General features: G+C 71.1%; 13 protein-coding genes and 1 pseudogene. 6 read left to right on the forward strand and 8 right to left on the reverse strand.

The genetic code is table 11. From position 1 onward, the window contains the following. The 6 genes and pseudogenes from ABZ078_RS30635 to ABZ078_RS30660 form a co-directional block, all read right to left on the reverse strand. Positions 1–379 (reverse strand): annotated as a pseudogene (locus ABZ078_RS30635) (Tat pathway signal sequence domain protein); the annotation flags it as partial. 53 nt (positions 380–432) lie between these two features. After that, complete coding sequence (locus ABZ078_RS30640; protein WP_356580577.1) at positions 433–3,354, reverse strand: glycoside hydrolase family 2 TIM barrel-domain containing protein; 2,922 nt, start codon at positions 3,352–3,354, stop codon at positions 433–435. Continuing rightward, positions 3,351–4,190: a carbohydrate ABC transporter permease gene (locus tag ABZ078_RS30645; RefSeq protein ID WP_356580579.1), complete on the reverse strand. Its 840-nt coding sequence runs from the start codon at positions 4,188–4,190 to the stop codon at positions 3,351–3,353. The genes ABZ078_RS30640 and ABZ078_RS30645 overlap by 4 nt, the downstream gene beginning before the upstream one ends. A gap of 12 nt (positions 4,191–4,202) precedes the next feature. Further along, positions 4,203–5,162, reverse strand: coding sequence for a sugar ABC transporter permease (locus ABZ078_RS30650; RefSeq protein WP_356580581.1), 960 nt, complete (start codon positions 5,160–5,162; stop codon positions 4,203–4,205). Continuing rightward, positions 5,162–6,448, reverse strand: a complete 1,287-nt coding sequence (locus ABZ078_RS30655; protein WP_356580583.1) for an extracellular solute-binding protein — start codon at positions 6,446–6,448, stop codon at positions 5,162–5,164. The genes ABZ078_RS30650 and ABZ078_RS30655 overlap by 1 nt, the downstream gene beginning before the upstream one ends. Before the next feature lie 88 nt (positions 6,449–6,536). Further along, positions 6,537–7,556 (reverse strand): carbohydrate kinase family protein, encoded by a 1,020-nt coding sequence (locus ABZ078_RS30660; protein WP_356580585.1) that lies wholly within the window; start codon positions 7,554–7,556, stop codon positions 6,537–6,539. 126 nt (positions 7,557–7,682) lie between these two features. Between ABZ078_RS30660 and ABZ078_RS30665 the strand changes: the two genes are divergently transcribed. From ABZ078_RS30665 to ABZ078_RS30680, 4 genes are all read left to right on the forward strand, one after another. Then, the gene (locus tag ABZ078_RS30665) at positions 7,683–8,447 is read left to right on the forward strand and encodes a DeoR/GlpR family DNA-binding transcription regulator (RefSeq protein ID WP_356580677.1); all 765 of its coding nucleotides are present in this window, start codon (positions 7,683–7,685) and stop codon (positions 8,445–8,447) included. Continuing rightward, a complete protein-coding gene (locus ABZ078_RS30670; RefSeq protein ID WP_356580587.1) occupies positions 8,444–9,784 on the forward strand; it encodes a 6-phospho-beta-glucosidase in 1,341 nt (446 codons plus the stop codon). Before ABZ078_RS30665 ends, ABZ078_RS30670 begins: the two co-directional genes overlap by 4 nt. Before the next feature lie 97 nt (positions 9,785–9,881). Beyond that, the gene (locus ABZ078_RS30675) at positions 9,882–12,935 is read left to right on the forward strand and encodes a glycoside hydrolase family 38 C-terminal domain-containing protein (RefSeq protein ID WP_356580589.1); all 3,054 of its coding nucleotides are present in this window, start codon (positions 9,882–9,884) and stop codon (positions 12,933–12,935) included. 4 nt (positions 12,936–12,939) lie between these two features. Beyond that, positions 12,940–14,190: an alpha-L-fucosidase gene (locus ABZ078_RS30680; protein ID WP_356580591.1), complete on the forward strand. Its 1,251-nt coding sequence runs from the start codon at positions 12,940–12,942 to the stop codon at positions 14,188–14,190. 210 nt (positions 14,191–14,400) lie between these two features. On the opposite strand, the gene ABZ078_RS30685 is transcribed toward ABZ078_RS30680, so the two are convergent. After that, on the reverse strand, positions 14,401–15,534 hold the full coding sequence (locus ABZ078_RS30685; RefSeq protein WP_356580593.1) for an ATP-grasp domain-containing protein: 1,134 nt from the start codon (positions 15,532–15,534) through the stop codon (positions 14,401–14,403). A 268-nt stretch (positions 15,535–15,802) separates the two neighbouring features. Here ABZ078_RS30685 and ABZ078_RS30690 point away from each other — a divergent pair, with 268 nt between their 5' ends. Further along, entirely contained in the window at positions 15,803–16,663 is an 861-nt protein-coding gene (locus tag ABZ078_RS30690; RefSeq protein WP_356580595.1) for a metallophosphoesterase, read from the forward strand. Beyond that, positions 16,660–17,340: a 4'-phosphopantetheinyl transferase superfamily protein gene (locus ABZ078_RS30695; protein ID WP_356580597.1), complete on the forward strand. Its 681-nt coding sequence runs from the start codon at positions 16,660–16,662 to the stop codon at positions 17,338–17,340. The genes ABZ078_RS30690 and ABZ078_RS30695 overlap by 4 nt, the downstream gene beginning before the upstream one ends. Positions 17,341–17,381: 41 nt before the next feature. Here the strand turns inward: ABZ078_RS30695 and ABZ078_RS30700 are convergent, their stop codons facing one another. Continuing rightward, on the reverse strand, positions 17,382–17,612 hold the full coding sequence (locus ABZ078_RS30700) for a hypothetical protein (protein WP_356580599.1): 231 nt from the start codon (positions 17,610–17,612) through the stop codon (positions 17,382–17,384). Positions 17,613–17,757 lie beyond the last annotated feature (145 nt).

Consider the following 17,757-nt stretch of genomic DNA (forward strand, 5'->3'; position numbering starts at 1 on the left):
CCAGGACCCGGAACGCCTCGCTGATCGCGGCGACTTCGGGCCGGGTGCCGTTCTGGGTGAGGTCGCCGAGGTGGGACAGGAAGACGATGTTCTCCTCCCGGCCGTGCTCCAGCAGATAGCGCAGGGACGCCTCGACCGGTGCCTTGTCGATGCTCGGCCCGTCGAAGAGGTACTGGGTGTCCGGCATCACGGCGAGCGTGAAGCGCCGGCTGTCGGGGTCGGGCCCCCGGCGGTCCGCCGATGCCGCTTCCGCCGCGGTCGGCAGCGCGACCGAGGCGGTGGCGGCGGCGCCGAGCAGCGCCGTGGCCCTGAGGAAGCCGCGTCGTCCGGCACCGGCCTGCGGGGCTTCGCCCTGGGGGTGGTCATGCGAAGTACACACGTGTGCTCCGGGAAGAGAGGAGAAGAGAGGAGAAGAGAGGAGAAGAAGGGGGTTCAGAGAACGCGCAGGGTCCAGCTCCAGCGGTGAATGCCGGGCGGAACGCGATAGGAGGGGAAGGTGTCCGGGCCGCACGAGGCCGTGCCGAGGCCCCGGTGTGCCGCGTCGATGTGCACCACGCAGCCGGCACGCGGCACCAGTTCGTCGTGGTGGGCGACGGCCGTCAGGTCGTCGGCGCGCCAGCGGGTGACCGAGACCTGACGCGGTTCGTCCAGGACGACCGAGAGGCCGGTGGCGTCCGGCGCCGAGAGCCTGAAGCGCCGTACCCCGTGCCGCCCGCCGCTCTCCTGGGGCCGCAGATACGGGGTGAACAAGTCGTCGACGGGCACCGAGTGGTGGCCCACGGGCGCGCCCGCGCTCCGGTCGGGATACGACTCCCAGGGCCCCTGCCCGAACCACTCCAGCAGATCGAGCCCCGCCACCGTCTCGAACACCGAGCCGACGCGTGCCACGTCGTCGAACTCCTCGGGCAGCTCGGCCTCTTCGTCGACCCGGACCCCGCCCTCGACCGGCGTGCACACCTGCCGGTGCCGCACGACACCGGTCGCGCCGGCGTACTCGGCGACCACGGTCACCCGGCCGCCCTCCCGGCGTACGGAGACGACCTTGCGGACCAGCGCGTCGAGACCCCACGTGCGCCAGCGCCGGGCGATCCCGCCGAGCTCGTCGTTGTCGGTGGGCGCCCGCCACAGCGAGAGCGTGGGGGCGGCCGTGAGCAGCGGATGGACGAGCAGGCCCTCGCCGTCGACCTCGACCCGCCGGTCCACGCAGGCGGCCGGGATCACGGCGGACTCGCGCACCCGGACCTGCGGCAGGCACACCTCGGTGCCGCGCGGCGCCCACGGCTGGTCCTCGGCCGTCGTCACCCGCAGCGTCAGCCAGGCCTCGCCACCGTCGCGCGGCACCTCGAAGGGCAGCGGTACGGCGGCCGTCTCGCCCGGACGCAGATCGGGCAGCTCGGCCGGCGCGGTCGACGTCGTGCCGTCGGCGAGGACCAGCTCCCACTCGCCCGCCAGCCAGTCCAGCCCGCGGAAATGCTGGTGGTTGGAGAGGACGATCCCCTCGTGCCGGAAGCACTCGATGCGCACCGGCGCCGCGATCTCCCGGTGCTCGTACATCGCGGGTTTGGGCGTCCGGTCGGGGAAGACCATGCCGTCCGCGATGAACGCGCCGTCATGGGTCGTCTCGCCGAAGTCGCCGCCGTACGCCCACCGATGGCCGGGCGCGGCGACACCGTTGTCATAGAGCCCGGCGCCCCCACGCCCGACCGGTCTTCCGTCGCTCACGCGTTGCAGGATCCCGTGGTCCCAGAACTCCCAGATGAACCCGCCCTGAAGACCTGGGGTGGCCTCGATGGCAGCCCAGTGGTCGGCCAGTGTGCCGTTGCTGTTGCCCATGGCGTGCGAGTACTCGCACTGGATGAGCGGCTTGGTCTGCTCGCCGGAGAGGGCGTGGGCGACACAGTCCTCCAGCGGCGCGTACATCGGGCAGGCGATGTCGGAGGCCGTGTCCGGGTCCGCCCAGCCGCGTTTGGCCGCCCCCTCGTACTGGATCGGCCGCGTCGGATCGTGCCGCCGCACCCAGCCCGCCGCGGCGTCGTGGTTCGCGCCGTAGTCCGACTCGTTGCCCAGCGACCAGATGATGACCGACGGATGGTTCTTGTCGCGCAGCACCATCCGCGAGACCCGGTCCACGAAGGCGTTCAGGTAGCGCGGGTCGTCGGCGATCTCGTGCGCGTGGTCATGGGACTCGATGTCCGCCTCGTCGACGACGTAGAAGCCGAGTTCGTCGGCGAGGTCGTACAGCGCGGGGTCGTTCGGGTAGTGGGCGGTGCGGATCGCGTTGAAGCCGAAGCGCTTCAGCAGAACCAGGTCCGCGCGCATGTCGTCGTACGACACCGTCCGCCCGGTCAGCGGATGGAAGTCGTGCCGGTTCACGCCCCGGACGAAGACCCGCTCGCCGTTGACCAGCAGGTCCCGGCCGACGATGTCGACGTCGCGGAAGCCGACGCGGTGCCGCGAGGTGTCGGCGACCGTGCCGTCGGCGCGGTGCAGGCGGACGGTGAGGTCGTACAGCTCGGGCGTCTCGGCGTTCCAGGTGCGCACCTCGGGGACGGTGGTCAGCAGCCGGGCCTCGCCGAGGAAGCCGGAGACCCGCTCGTCCTCGGCGTTCGCGCGGTCGAACTCCCCGTCCTGCGCGAGGAGTCGACCGTCCAGCTCCCCGGTGACGTACCACCCCTCGGGCAGCGCGCCGGCCGCGTCCCGCACCCGGCAGTCGACCTGGAGCGCACCGCTGTATCGGGCGTGTACCGTCACGTCCGCGAGATGCAGGGAGTCCGTCGCGTACAGCAGCACCGAGCGGGTGATCCCGCCGTGCCACCACTGGTCCTGGTCCTCGATGTGCGAGGCGTCCGACCACTTCACGACCGTCAGCCGGACACACGCGGGGGCACCGGGACGTACGAAACCGGAAAGGTCGAACTCGGCGGCCAGACGGGAGTCCTTGGAGATGCCGACGGGCCGCCCGTCCACATGCACCAGCAGCACGCTCTCGGCGGCCCCGACCTGGAGCACGATCCGGCGTCCCGCCCACTCGGCGGGCACGGCCACCTCACGCTCGTACACGCCCGTCGGGTTGGCCGCGGGCGACCCGGGCGGGAACTCGGCGAACGGCATCCGCACGTTGGTGTACCGCGGCAGGTCGTCCGTGCCCTGCGTGGTCCAGGCGCCGGGGACGTACGACGTGGACCAGGCACCGCCGAGCGGTGCGTCCGGTGCCGGCAGCAACTGGAAGCGCCAGTCGCCGTCGAGGGGGAGCGCCCCGGGGCGCCGGTCGACGGCGTTCATGGGCAGCCGCCCCCAGGAGGTCACCTCGGGTGCCGCCCAGGGGCGCAGGGCGATCAGGGGATCGCTCGTCATTCGCGGACGGCCCCCTTCGCGAGGTCGCCGATGATCTGCCGGGCGCCGATCGCGAAGACGATCAGCAGCGGGATGAGGGCGAGGACGGCGCCGGTCATCACCATGCCGTAGTCGGTGGTGCCGTGGGTGCCGTTGAGCTGGGACAGCGCGACCTGGAGGGTGACGTTGTCCGGGTTGGTCAGGGCGATCAGCGGCCAGGCGTAGTCGTTCCACTGGCCCATGAAGGTGAAGATGCCGAGGAAGGCGAGCCCGGGTCGGACGACCGGGAGGGCCACGTGCCAGTACTGGCGCATGAAGTTCGCGCCGTCCAGCTTCGAGGCGTCGAGCAGTTCGTCGTGGATGGCGCTCCGCATGTACTGGCGCATCCAGAAGATGCCGAACGCGTTGGCCGCCGCCGGCACGATCAGCGCGGTCATCGAGCCGATCCAGCCGATCTTCGCCATGATCACGAACTGCGGGATGGCCGCGAGCTGGGCCGGGACCATGAAGATCAGCATGAGCAGCGCGAACAGCACGTTCTTGCCCGGGAACTCGAACTTGGCGAAGACGAAGGCCGCCAGCGAGTCGAAGAACAGCACCAGGAAGGTCACCGTCGTCGCGACCAGCAGCGAGTTCCCCATCGACCCGAGGAAGTCGATCGAGCCCAGCAGGTTGCGGACGTTCTCCAGGAAGTGCGACCCCGGCAGCAGCTTCGGAGGGTACGAGAAGATCTCCGACGAGGTGTGCGTCGACATGACCACGGCCCAGTAGAACGGGAAGGCCGACAGCAGCACACCGATGATCAGGGACGCGTGCAGCGCGATGCCCCGGCGTCCGGAGCCCTTGATGGATGCCATGATGCGGCCTTCCTACTGTTCGCCCCGGCGCTGCACCAGGCGCCAGTTGATGATCGAGAAGAGGACGACGACCAGGAAGATGCCCCACGCCACGGCGGCGCCGTACCCGAAGTCGTTGTTGTCGAAGGTCTGCTGGAAGAAGTAGAGGACCATGGTCCGGCCGGCGTGGTCGGGGCCGCCCGAGAACGTGGACTCGTTGGCCGTGGTCTGGAGCAGCACCTGCGGCTCGGAGAAGCTCTGCAGTCCCGTGATCGTCGAGACGACCAGCACGAACAGCAGCGTCGGCCGCAGCAGGGGCAGGGTGACCCGGAAGAAGGTCTGCACGGGACCGGCGCCGTCGATGCGGGCCGCCTCGTACAGGTCGCCCGGGATGGTCTGGAGCCCGGCGAGGAAGATGATCGCGTTGTAGCCGGTCCACTGCCAGGTCATCAGCGTGGCGATGGCGACCTTGATGCCCCAGAGGGTGTTCAGCCAGGCCACCTGATCCAGGCCCGCGGCCTGCAACAGGGCGTTCACCAGGCCGAAGTTGGTGGAGAAGATCGACCCGAAGACGATCGCGACGGCGACGACCGAGGTGACGTTGGGCAGGAAGTACGCGAACCGGTAGGCGTTCTTGAAGCGGACCGCCGAGTTGAGCATCACGGCCGTGACCATCGCCAGGAAGATCATGGGGAAGGTGGCCAGCGCCCAGATGACAAGCGTGTTCCCGATCGACTGCCAGAAGTCGCTGTCGCTCAGCAGGTACTGGTACTGCGACAGCCCCGCCCACTCCATCGAGCCCAGGCCGTCCCAGCGGTGGAAGGACAGGTAGAGCGAGAAGCCGACGGGGATCAGGCCGAAGGCGAGGAAGAGGAGGTAGAAGGGGGAGATCGCGGCATAGAGGTGCCAGTGCTCGCGCAGGCCCTTCTTCGGCGGGGCCGTGGCGGGCTGGGGCCGGTTCACGGCGGGCGGGGTCTGCTCGATGACGGCCATCAGAAGGTCACCCCCAGGTGCTTCGCGATACGCCGGCACTTGCTCATGGCGTCCTCCCAGGCCTTCCTCGGATCCTTGCCGAGGACGCCGACGTTCTTGATCTCGTCCTTGATGGGCTGGCCCAACGCCACGTCGTACGGGCTGTTGTAGGCGACCGCGATCTTCTGCGCGGCGGGCCCGAAGACGTCCATGGTGACCTGGCCGCCGAAGAACGGGTCCGGCTCCCGCAGCTTCTTCATGCCGTACGAGGCGGGCGTGGAGGGGAACAGACCCGCGTCGACGAAGCCCTGCGCCTGGTTGTCGGCGTTGAGCAGCCAGGTGATGATCTCGAAGGCCCGCTCGGGTTCCCGGCACGCCTTGGTGATCGACAGGAACGAACCGCCGTTGTTGGCGGGCCGCACCGGCATCTGGGCCACCCGCCACCGGCCCTTGGTCTTCGGGACACCGTTCTTGAGGTCGCCGGCGGCCCAGGAGGCGTTGAGCTGGCTGGGCAGCTTGCCGCCCTCGACGGCCGACAGCCAGTCCGGGGTGCCGTTGACGATGCTGGAGACGATGCCCCGCCGCTTCGCCTCCACGGCGAGCGCCCAGGCGTCCCGTATGTGCTCCTGATCGCCGATGAAGGCGCGGTCCTTGTCGACGTAGCGCCTGGTGCCCTGGTTCACGACGTTCTCGAAGACGGCGTTGACGTCGGTGAGCAGGAAGGTCCCGGGGATGCGCCGCTTCAGCCGCTCACCCGCCGCGAAGAACTTCTCCCAGGTGTCGAGTTCCTTCGACACCTCGTCGGGCTCGTAGGGCAGTCCCGCCTTCCGGAACACGGCGTACTGGTAGAAGTGCGCGACCGGCCCGCAGTCGATCGGGAAGCCGACCATCGAGCCGTCGTCGGCGATGCCCTGGTCCCACTTCCACGCCAGGTACCGGTCCTTGTACTTGTCCGCGCCGAGCGTGCGCAGGTCGACGAACTGGTCGGCGTTGGGCAGATAGGACGCCATGTCCTCGCCCTTGAGGCCCGCGATATCGGGGATGTGGGCGTTGCCGGCCATCGTGGTGATCAGCTTGGACCGGTAGTAGCCGCCGATCTGGATCGCCTGGAGGTTCACGGAGCTGTCGTAGCGGGCCTTGGCGTTCTTCACGACGGTGTCGCTCAGACCGCCGCTCCAGTACCACAGGACCATGTTCCGGCCGGTCGAGCCGGTCGGTACGGCGCAGCCGGACGCCAGGCCGCCGAGGGCCGTGGCGGCCGTACCGGCCAGGCCCGCGCGCAGCAGGCCTCTTCGTGAGAGCCGCACAGCTCCCACCGCCTTTCGGATCTGTTCGGGACTTCGCATGAGAGGGACACGTGGGGGAGGACCGGTGGAGGAGGGCCAGGTGGGGGAGTCAGTGCGGCCGTGCGGGTGGGGTGACGGGGGCGTGCGCGACGGGCGGTCCCGGGTTGTCGGGGAGCCGGTCCGCCAGGAAGCCGTACGTCCGCCTCAGCTCGGGATCGGTCAGGGAGCGCCACCAGCGGTCGACGCCGTACCAGCCGGGGGCCGCGAGGGCCCCGCCGGGCTGCCGTACGGACAGCCCGGCGGCCAGCACGGCGAACCGGAGCCGTTCCTCCAGCGGCCAGCCGCCGAGCGAGGCGGCGACGAAGCTCGCCCCGAACACGTCCCCGGCGCCCGTGGCGTCGAGGACGTCGAGGTCCAGGGCGGGAACCTGCGCGTACTCGCCGGTCGTCTGGTCGACGGCGACCGCGCCCGCACCGCCGCGCGTCACCACGGCCACCGGCACCAGCTCGCTGAGCGCGCCGAGGGCCGAGCCCGCGCTGTCGGTGCGGGTGTAGGCCATCGCCTCGGTCTCGTTGGGGAGGAAGGCGTGGCACAGGGAGAGCTGGTCGAGGAGGTCGGTCGACCACCGCTGGGTGGGGTCCCAGCCGACGTCGGCATAGATCTGTGTGCCGTTCGCGGCGGCCTTGGCCAGCCATGCGCGGGGCTCGGCCTCGATGTGCACGAGGGCCGTGCGCGCCTGGGGCGGGTCGCCCATCAGCGTGTCCTGCGAGTACGGGGGCTCCTGGCCGTGGGTGACGAGGGCCCGGTCGTGGCCGTAGGCGAGGGAGACGGTGACCGGGGTGGGCCAGCCGTCCGCCGTGCGGGAGAGCGAGAGGTCGATGTCCTCCTGGTCGCACAGGATGTCCCGGCAGTACTCGCCGTAGAGGTCGTCGCCGAACACCGTGGCCAGCGAGGTGCGCAGGCCGAAGCGGGCGGCGGCCACCGCCAGGTTGGCGATGCCGCCCGGGCCGCAGCCCATCCCGCCCGTCCAGATCTCCTCGCCCGGTGTCGGCGGCTTCCCGAGCCCCGTGAGAACGAGGTCGTAGAAGAGCAGCCCGGTCAGCAGCACATCGGGCCGGTCGTCGTCCACGGCAACGTCCTCTCGTCAAAACTCTTCATTTCGTGACGGGAATCGTGCGCCGCTCCGCTGGATTGGTCAATACCTGAGCAGAAATGAGCATGGCGATGAGTGAAGATGACGAGTAGTGTGCACGTCGTGCTGGCAGAACGACGACACCAACTCATCCTGCGGGCCCTGCGCTCCGGCGGTCCCGCGGCCGTGACCGATCTCTCCGAGCAGCTGGGTGTGAGTCCCGCCACCATCAGGCGTGACCTGGTCAAACTGGAGGAGGACGGCCTGCTCACGCGGGTGCACGGCGGCGCGGTCGTGGACGAGGGCGACCAGCCCTTCGCCGAGGTCGCCGAGGTGCGCGTGCGCGAGAAGGACGCCATAGCCGCGCGCGCCGCCGCGATGATCGAAGACGGTCAGTCGGTGCTGCTCGACATCGGCACCACCGCTTTCCGGCTGGCCCGCCAGCTGCACGGCCGCCGCCTCACCGTGATCACCAGCAACCTGGTGGTCTACGAGGAACTCGCCGACGACGAGGGCATCGAGCTGGTGCTGCTCGGCGGCATGGTCCGCCGTGAGTACCGCTCCCTGGTCGGCTTCCTCACCGAGGACAACCTGCGCCAGCTGCATGCCGACTGGCTGTTCCTGGGCACCAGTGGAGTGCGGCCGGGCGGTCAGGTGATGGACACGACGGTCGTCGAGGTGCCGGTCAAGCGGGCCATGATCAAGGCCGGCGACAAGGTCGTGCTGCTCGCCGACGCGGCGAAGTTCCCGGGTACGGGGATGGCGAAGGTGTGCGGTCCGGAAGACCTGGACGTGCTGGTGACGAACGCGCCGGTCGACGCGGCGACCCGGTCCTCCCTGGAGGAGGCGGGCGTCGAGGTGGTCGTGGCAGGAAAGGTGCAAGCGTGAAACTGACGATTCTGGGCGGCGGCGGATTCCGCGTGCCGCTCGTGTACGGGGCGCTCCTCGGCGACCGCGCCGAGGGCCGGGTCACCCACGTCGTGCTGCACGACCTGGACGCGGTGCGGCTCTCGGCGGTCACCCGCGTGCTCGCCGAGCAGGCGGCCGGCGTGCCCGACGCGCCCGAGGTCACCGCCACCACGGACCTGGACGAGGCGCTGCGCGGCGCCGACTTCGTCTTCTCGGCGATCCGCGTCGGCGGTCTGGAGGGCAGGGCGAACGACGAGCGGGTCGCGCTCGCCGAGGGCGTCCTCGGCCAGGAGACGGTCGGCGCGGGCGGCATCGCCTACGGCCTGCGGACCGTGCCGGTCGCCGTCGACATCGCCCAGCGGGTCGCCCGCCTGGCGCCGGACGCCTGGGTCATCAACTTCACCAACCCCGCCGGCCTGGTCACCGAGGCCATGTCCCGCCACCTCGGCGACCGCGTCATCGGCATCTGCGACTCGCCGGTCGGCCTCGGCCGCCGTATCGCCCGCGTGCTCGGCGTGAAGAACCCGGGCGAGGCGTGGATCGACTACGTCGGCCTCAACCATCTCGGCTGGGTGCGCGGCCTGCGCGTCGCCGGGCGCGACGAACTCCCGCGGCTGCTCGCCGACCCCGACCTGCTCGGCTCCTTCGAGGAGGGCAAACTCTTCGGCGTCGACTGGCTCCGCTCGCTCGGCGCGATCCCGAACGAGTACCTGCACTACTACTACTTCAACCGGGAAGCCGTCCGCGCCTACCAGCAGGCCGCCAAGACGCGCGGCGCTTTCCTGCGCGACCAGCAGGCCCGTTTCTACGAGGAGGCCCGGCGTGCCGACGTCTCCGCCCTGGACGTCTGGGACCGCACCCGCGCCGAGCGCGAGGCCACCTACATGGCCGAGAACCGTCAGACGGCCGGCGCCGGCGAACGCGACGCCGACGACCTCTCCGGCGGCTACGAGAAGGTGGCGCTCGCGCTGATGCGGGCCATCGCCCGGGACGAGCGCACCACCCTGATCCTCAACGTGCGCAACCAGGCCACCCTGTCCGTCCTCGACGCCGACGCCGTCATCGAGGTCCCGTGCCTGGTCGACGCCAACGGCGCCCACCCGGTCGCGGTCGCCCCGCTGCCCGACCACGCCACCGGGCTCGTGTGCGCCGTCAAGGCGGTCGAGCGCGAGGTGCTGCACGCCGCCGGGTCCGGCTCCCGTACGACGGCGGTGAAGGCCTTCGCGCTGCACCCGCTCGTCGACTCCGTCAACGTGGCCCGCAGGCTGGTCGAGGGGTACACGGCCGTGCACCCTGGCCTGGCGTACCTTAGGTGAGCGCCTGCGGGTAAGCGCTTTCCCACAGGCTGTCCGGCCTCCCGGCCTCCCTTGCCCCCGAGCTCCCGTCCCCTCCCTGGCTCCCTGGAGAACCCCCATGCACGACGAACGCCGACGGATCGAGGAACGCGTCGAGCGCCTCCACGACCAGCGCATCAAGCCCGCGATCTACGCGGCCACCGTCCCCTTCGAGGTCGAGGCCTGGCAGGCGCCGGGGGAGCCGGTCCCCTTCACGGAGGCCGCCGCCGCGCCGTACGAGCCCTTCGCCATGGACACCCCCTGGGGCCCGCCCTGGGGCACCACCTGGTTCCGGATGCGCGGCCGGGTGCCCGCCGAGTTCGCGGGCCGGCGCGTCGAGGCCGTCATCGACCTCGGCTTCGTGGGCGACTGGCCGGGCAACCAGGCCGAGGCGCTGGTGCACCGGCTGGACGGCACCCCGCTGAAGGCGGTCAACCCGCTCAACCAGTACGTGCCGATCGCGAACCCGGCCACGGGCGGGGAGGTGATCGAGTACCTGGTCGAGGCGGCTTCCAACCCGGACATCCTGGCGAACAACTTCGCGGCCCCCACCCCCCTCGGCGACGTGCTCACGGCCGGCGACAAGCCCCTCTACACCTTCCAGCGCGCCGACATCGCCGTCCTCGACGAGGAGGTCTGGCACCTCGACCTCGACCTCCAGGTGCTGCGCGGGCTCATGGTCCACCTCGGCGAGCACGAGCCGCGCCGCCACGAGATCATGCACACCCTGGACCGGGCCATGGACGCCCTGGACCTGGACGACATCTCCGGCAGCGCCGCCGCCGTCCGCGAGGTGCTCGCCCCGGCGCTGGCCAGGCCCGCCCACGCCAGCGCGCACGTGATCTCCGGCGTCGGCCACGCCCACATCGACTCCGCCTGGCTGTGGCCCATCCGCGAGACCAAGCGCAAGACGTCCCGCACCTTCTCCAACGTGACGTCCCTGGCCGACGAGTACGAGGACTTCATCTTCGCCTGCTCCCAGGCCCAGCAGTACGAGTGGGTGCGCGACAACTACCCGCACGTGTGGGCCCGGATCCAGGAGTCGGTGAAGAAGGGCCAGTGGGCGCCGGTCGGCGGCATGTGGGTCGAGGCCGACGGCAACCTGCCCGGCGGCGAGGCGATCGCCCGCCAGCTCATCCACGGCAAGCGGTTCTTCATCGAGCACTTCGGCGTCGAGACCAAGGGCGTCTGGCTGCCCGACTCCTTCGGCTACACCGCCGCCTACCCGCAGCTCGCCAAGCTCGCCGGCAACGAGTGGTTCCTGACCCAGAAGATCTCCTGGAACCAGACCAACAAGTTCCCCCACCACACCTTCTGGTGGGAGGGCATCGACGGCACCCGCATCTTCACCCACTTCCCGCCGGTCGACACCTACAACGCCCGCTTCAGCGGCGAGGAGATGGACCGCGCGGTCCGCAACTACTCCGAGAAGGGCGCCGGCACGCGCTCCCTCGCGCCGTTCGGCTGGGGCGACGGCGGTGGCGGCCCCACCCGCGAGATCATGGAGCGGGCCCGTCGGCTGGCGGACCTGGAGGGCTCGCCGAAGGTCGTCGTCGAACACCCCGACGACTTCTTCGCCAAGGCCCGCGAGGAGTACCCCGACGCCCCCGTCTGGGTCGGCGAGCTGTACCTGGAACTGCACCGGGCGACGTACACCTCCCAGGCCCGCACCAAGCAGGGCAACCGGCGCAGCGAACACCGGCTGCGCGAGGCCGAGTTGTGGGCGACGACCGCGGCACTGCACGCGCCGGGCTACACGTACCCGTACCAGAAGCTGGACCGGCTGTGGAAGACGGTCCTGCTGCACCAGTTCCACGACATCCTGCCCGGCTCCTCGATCGCCTGGGTGCACCGCGAGGCGGAGGCCGAGTACGCACGCGTCGCCGAGGAACTGGAGGCGCTCACGGCCGAGGCGGTCGCCGCGCTGGGCGGCGGCTCCGCGCGGGTGTTCAACACGAGCCCCTACGCCCGGGCCGAGGTGGTCCGTACGGCCGAGGGCGCACCGGCGTACGTCGAGGTGCCCGCGAGCGGCAGCGCGCCCCTGAGCGACGCCGCGCCCCCGCAGCCCGTGACGGTCACCGGCCGGGTGCTCGACAACGGCCTGGTCCGGGTGGACGTGGCGGCGGACGGCACGCTGTCGTCCGTCCTCGACCTGCGGGCGAACCGCGAAGTCCTCGCGGACAAGGGCAACCTGCTGCGCCTGCACACCGACCTCCCGAACTACTGGGACGCCTGGGACATCGACAAGCACTACAAGAACCGCTACACGGACCTGCTGGACGCCGAGTCCGTCACGGTCGTCGAGGACAGCCCGCTCGTCGGCGCGATCCGCGTCGAGCGCGCCTTCGGCAAGGGGTCGAGGATCGCCCAGACGATCACGGTCCGCGCGGGCAGCCCGCGCATCGACATCGAGACCGACATCGACTGGCACGAGGCCGAGAAGATCCTCAAGGCGGGCTTCCCGGTGGACATCCGGGCGCCGCACTCCTCCGCCGAGATCCAGTTCGGCCACGTCCAGCGCCCCACCCACACCAACACCAGCTGGGAGGCGGCCCGCTTCGAGGTCTCCGGCCACCGCTGGGTGCACATCGCCGAGCCCGGCTACGGCGTCGCGGTCATCAACGACTCCACGTACGGCCACGACGTCTCCCGCACGGTCCGCGAGGACGGCGGTACGACGACCAGGGTCAGCCTCAGCCTGGTCCGCGCCCCGCGCGTCCCGGACCCCGAGGCCGACCAGGGCCGGCACCGCTTCACCTACTCCCTGCTGCCCGGCGCGAGCATCGCCGACGCCGTCGCCGAGGGGTACGCCCTCAACCTCCCCCTGCGGGTGGCGGATTCCGCGGGCGCGCCCGAGCCGGTCGTCTCCGTGGACGGCGACGGCGTGACCGTCGAGGCGGTCAAGCTGGCCGACGACCGGTCCGGCGACGTCGTCGTACGCCTCTACGAGTCCCGCGGCGGCCGCGCGACCGGCACCGTGCGCACGGGCTTCCCGCTCGCGGGCGCCCAGGTGACCGACCTGCTGGAGCGACCGCTGGAGGACGCCGGCATCACAGGTGACGGCGAGGTCGCCGTCGCGCTGCGCCCCTTCCAGGTCCTCACGCTCCGCCTGCGGCGCACCGAGGGGAGCTGACCGGATGCCCATGCAGCCCTGGTTCACCGACGCCAAGCTGGGGATCTTCGTCCACTGGGGCATCTACGCCGTCGACGGTGTGCCGGAGTCCTGGTCGTTCTACGACGGCACCGTCCCGTACGACCGGTACATGTCCCAGCTCGACCGCTTCACGGCGTCCCGCTACGACCCGCGCGACTGGGCGAGACTCTTCGCGCGGGCCGGCGCCGGGTACGCCGTCCTGACCAGCCGCCACCACGACGGGGTGGCCCTGTGGGACACAGCCCACGGGAATCTCGACGTGGGCCGCGACCTGATCGCCGGATACGCGGACGCGCTGCGCGAGCAGGGCCTGAAGGTCGGCCTGTACTACTCGCACTCGGACTGGAGCCACCCCGACTACGCCTCCACGCGCAAGCCGGGCCGCCCGCCGGAGCCGGCGGACAACCCGTACTCGGAGGTGGCGGCCGAGGACGAGGACCTGGCGGCCTGGGCGCGCTTCCTGGCCTACCGCGACGGCCAGGTGACAGAGTTGGCCTCCCGCTACAAGCCGGACCTGCTGTGGTTCGACGGCGAGTGGGAACGCAGCGAGGAGCAGTGGCGCATCCGCGAACTGGCCGCGCTGATCCGCTCCGAGGTGCCGGACGTCGTCTTCAACGCCCGCATGCTCGGCGAGGGCGACTACGCCACGCCGGAACAGGGTGCCCCGGTCGTCCCGCCCGACGGCCCCTGGGAGCTGTGCCTGACGATCAACGACTCCTGGGGGCACCAGCACCACGACCGCAACCACAAGTCGGTCGCCCAGCTGATCCGCTACTTCACGGAGACGATCGGCGGGGGCGGCAACCTGCTGCTCGGCGTCGGGCCACGCGAGGACGGCACCATCCCGGCCGAGCAGGTGGAGCGCCTGGAGGGGCTGGGCGACTGGATCGCCAAGCACGCGGAGGCGGTGTACGGCACCGAACGCGGCCTCCCGGCCGGTCACCACTACGGTCCGAGCACCCTCTCCAAGGACCGTCGCACCCTCTACCTGATCCTCTTCGACGCCCCGCGCGCTGAGCTCAACGTGCGCGGGCTGCTCGGTTCGGTACGCCGGGTCACGGTGCTCGGCAGCGGCACCGAACTGGCCCACCGGATCACCGGTGGCCTGCACGAGACACCCGGCGTGCTCTGGATCGAACCGCCCACCGAGGCAGACCTCGACCCGCACGCCACCGTGCTCGCCGTCGAACTGGACGGGGAGCTGGAGCTGTACCGGGGCTCGGGCCGCTCCTGACCCCGACGCTCACCTTCGAGTCGGCCGGCCGCAGCCCCCGTGACAGCGCCGGCCGACCCGAAGCCCCCGTGTTCCCCCGTGGTGGTGCGTTCCCCCGTGGTGGTGCGTTCCCCCGTGGTGGTGCATCCCCCGTCGTGGTGCGTTCCCCCGTTGCCTTTCACTCTTATGAGCGCGCGGTCGGCGCCCTGATACACCCTTCCGGGAAAAAACCTAGAGCGGCAGGACCTGAGCCGCCCCACTCCCGACCGAATCGACCGACGCGGGCGCCGGCACCGCCGGCAACAACGGCTCCGTCTCCTCCGCCCGCTGCTGCGGAATGGACACCGGCCGCAGCGGCCGCGGCCCCGAGACCACCGTGTAGTCCTGTCCCAGGAACGGCGGCGCGACCTCCCCGGGATCCTCCCCGAGCGCCAACTGCACAGCCAGCCAGGGCACATTGACCCCGCACAGCGAGAGCTGATGCAACCCACCGGCCGGCCGCGTGTTGACATCCATCAGCACCGGCGTCTCACCGAACATCCGGAACTGGATGTTGGACAGATAGTGCAGCCCGAACCCCTCAGCGATCCGCCGCGCCGGCTCCACCCACTGCTCCTGCACCGTGAACCCGCGACGGCGGCCGTTCTTGCTGCGGCCGATCGCCAGCCGCACCCGGTTGTCCGGACCGGTGAGGCAGTCCACCGACACCTCCGGCTGCTCCAGCCGCGGCATGACCAGCCAGTCCACCGGCTCGTCGGCCCGCCGCAACGCGTCCAGCACCAGATCGAGCTGGACGTACGGGGTCGGGAACCCGCTGAGATGCGTGAGCGAGAAGGGGGCGCGTGTGATGACGCGGAAGCCCACCCCGCCGGCGCCGGACGCCGGTTTGAAGCAGGCCTTGTGCCCGCGGGTCTCCAACTCCTCGACGGCGCTGAGGAGTTCCTCGGCGGTGCGCACCCGCCACCACGGCGGCACCGGCACCCCGATCGCCTGCACGGCCTCGTACGCGATCACCTTGTCCTCGAACACCGCCACGGCCTCCGGCGGCGGCGCCAGCAGCGCCGTACCCGCCGCCTCGAAGTCCGCGCGGTGCGCCACGATCGCCGACTGGTGCAGCCGGGGTACGAAGACGTCGATGCCGCGCCGCCGGCACTGGTCGAGCGCGTACTCGACGTAGGCGGCCGGGGACAGGCCCTCCGGCTCCAGTTCGGCGGTGTCGGCGGCGGCCAGCACGGGGGAGTCGGCGTCCCCGTGCGTCGCATGGATCTCGACCGCCCGATCGCTGGGATTTCTCCGCAGCTGATCCATGAAGAACACGTTCTCCGCGTACGTGCGGTTGAGCCAGACGCGTACGCGAGAGACCATGCAGGGCCGTCCTTTCGGGGTTCGCGGGCAGGGCGAAGCAGGCCCGTACCCGGGCAGGGTGGATGGAGGTACACCAAACCGCCCCGTGCGAAGGGACGTTGTGGCGGTGGTGTTGGGGCGATCATACGGCTTTCAAGCGGCGCCCCGTGCAACGTACGTGTTACGGATTCTCCACCGCCCTGGCGGTGCGCCGACGGGATACCGCCTTGTACAGGCACGGCAGCCTGTGTTCTTGTGGTGTCCTTCGGGTGATCGGAAGGGGCGAGGGGTGACGTCGACGGTCGGCGGTGCCGGGCAGCTGCTGGCCATCAGCGATCTGCACATCGGCTACGAGGACAACCGCGCCCTCGTCGAGAAGATGCGGCCCGACTCGGACGACGACTGGCTGCTCGTCGCCGGTGACGTCGCGGAGACCGTGGCCGACATCCGCTGGGCCCTCCAGACGCTCGCCGGCCGCTTCCGCAAGGTCCTGTGGGCACCCGGCAACCACGAGCTGTGGACCCACCCGAAGGACACCGTCACCCTGCGTGGCGTCGCCCGCTACGAACACCTGGTCGACCTGTGCCGGGAACTGGGTGTGTCGACTCCCGAGGACCCCTACCCGGTCTGGGACGGCCCCGGCGGCCCGGTGGCCGTGGCGCCCTTGTTCCTGCTGTACGACTACTCGTTCCTGCCCTCCGGCTGCGCGACCAAGGACGAGGGGCTGAGGTACGCGCACGGGACCGGGATCGTGTGCAACGACGAGTATCTGCTGCACCCCGACCCGTACCCGTCCCGCGAGGCCTGGTGCGAGGCCCGGGTCGCCGAGACCGAGCGCCGGCTCGCCGCACTGCCCGAGGACCTGCCCACCGTCCTCGTCAACCACTACCCGCTGGACCGGCACCCGACCGACGTCCTGTGGTACCCCGAGTTCGCCATGTGGTGCGGCACCCGGCTGACCGCGGACTGGCACCGCAGGTTCCGCGTCGCGACCATGGTCTACGGCCACCTCCACATCCCACGGACCACCTGGCACGAGGGCGTCCGCTTCGAGGAGGTGTCGGTGGGATATCCGCGTGAGTGGCGCAAGCGACCGGAACCACCCGGACGGCTGCGCCGGATTCTGCCCAGGGAGGACGGGGCCCGGTGATCGAGGAACTGCTGCCGGACACGGTGGTCGCCGTCGAGGCGTACGGCGAGGAGGAACCCCCGAACGCGGGCCTGTACCCCGAGGAGGAGGCGGTCGTGGTCCAGGCGGTCGCCAAGCGCCGCCGGGAGTTCGCCGTCGTACGCTCCTGCGCCCGCCGCGCCATGGAGAAGCTCGGCGTGCCGCCCCGGCCGATCCTGCCCGGCGAGCGCGGCGCCCCGGGCTGGCCGGCCGGCCTGGCCGGCAGCATGACCCACTGCGACGGCTACGGCGCCGCCGCCCTGGTCCGCACCTGCGACCTGGCCTCCCTCGGTATCGACGCCGAGCCCCACCAGACGCTCCCGGAGGGCGTCCTGCCCGCCGTCGCCCTGCCCGCCGAGGCGGACCGGCTGCGCCGCCTGGCCGGCGACCACCCCGAAGTCCACTGGGACCGGTTGCTGTTCAGCGCCAAGGAGTCCGTCTACAAGGCGTGGTTCCCCCTCACCGGGAAGTGGCTGGACTTCGCCGAGGCCGACATCGACGTCTTCGCCGACCCCGGTGAGCCGCACAGCGGTGGCTTCCGCGCCCGGCTGCTCGTCCCGGGCCCGTGCGTGGGCGACCGCCGCCTCGACCACTTCGAGGGCCGGTGGACGGTCCAGCGGGGGCTGGTGGCGACAGCGGTGAGCGTGCCGCACACCTGAGCCCCCTCGGACGCCCCGCGCCGGGGCCCGTGCGGAATCCGCTAGGGCTGTGCGGGACACCAGCTGCGCAGCATCCGGAAGAACTCCTCCTCGTTGCCGGCCAGTCCCGCTTCCGCCAGCGCCTGTTCCGCCTCGGCGAGGACGGCGGGCGGGACGACCGGTGGCCGGCGGGAGCCGGGAGGACCGTCGAACGCGGCTCGTACGGTGTGCAACAGCCGCAGATAGGCCTGGACTGCGCTGCGCTCGCGGTCGGTCAGTACGGCGGTGGGCATCGGTCGGCTCTCCCCGAGTCGGCGTCATCGCGTCACGCCCCCGCATATGAGGGCGCATCACCAGCTTGCCGCCCACCACTGACAATCGGGCTCGGCCACGTGTGGGTTCGCCCGCTCAGCGGAGGTGAAACGCCCTCCGAGGTGC

It is taken from the genome of Streptomyces sp. NPDC006385, from assembly GCF_040612485.1.
GTDB lineage: Bacteria > Actinomycetota > Actinomycetes > Streptomycetales > Streptomycetaceae > Streptomyces.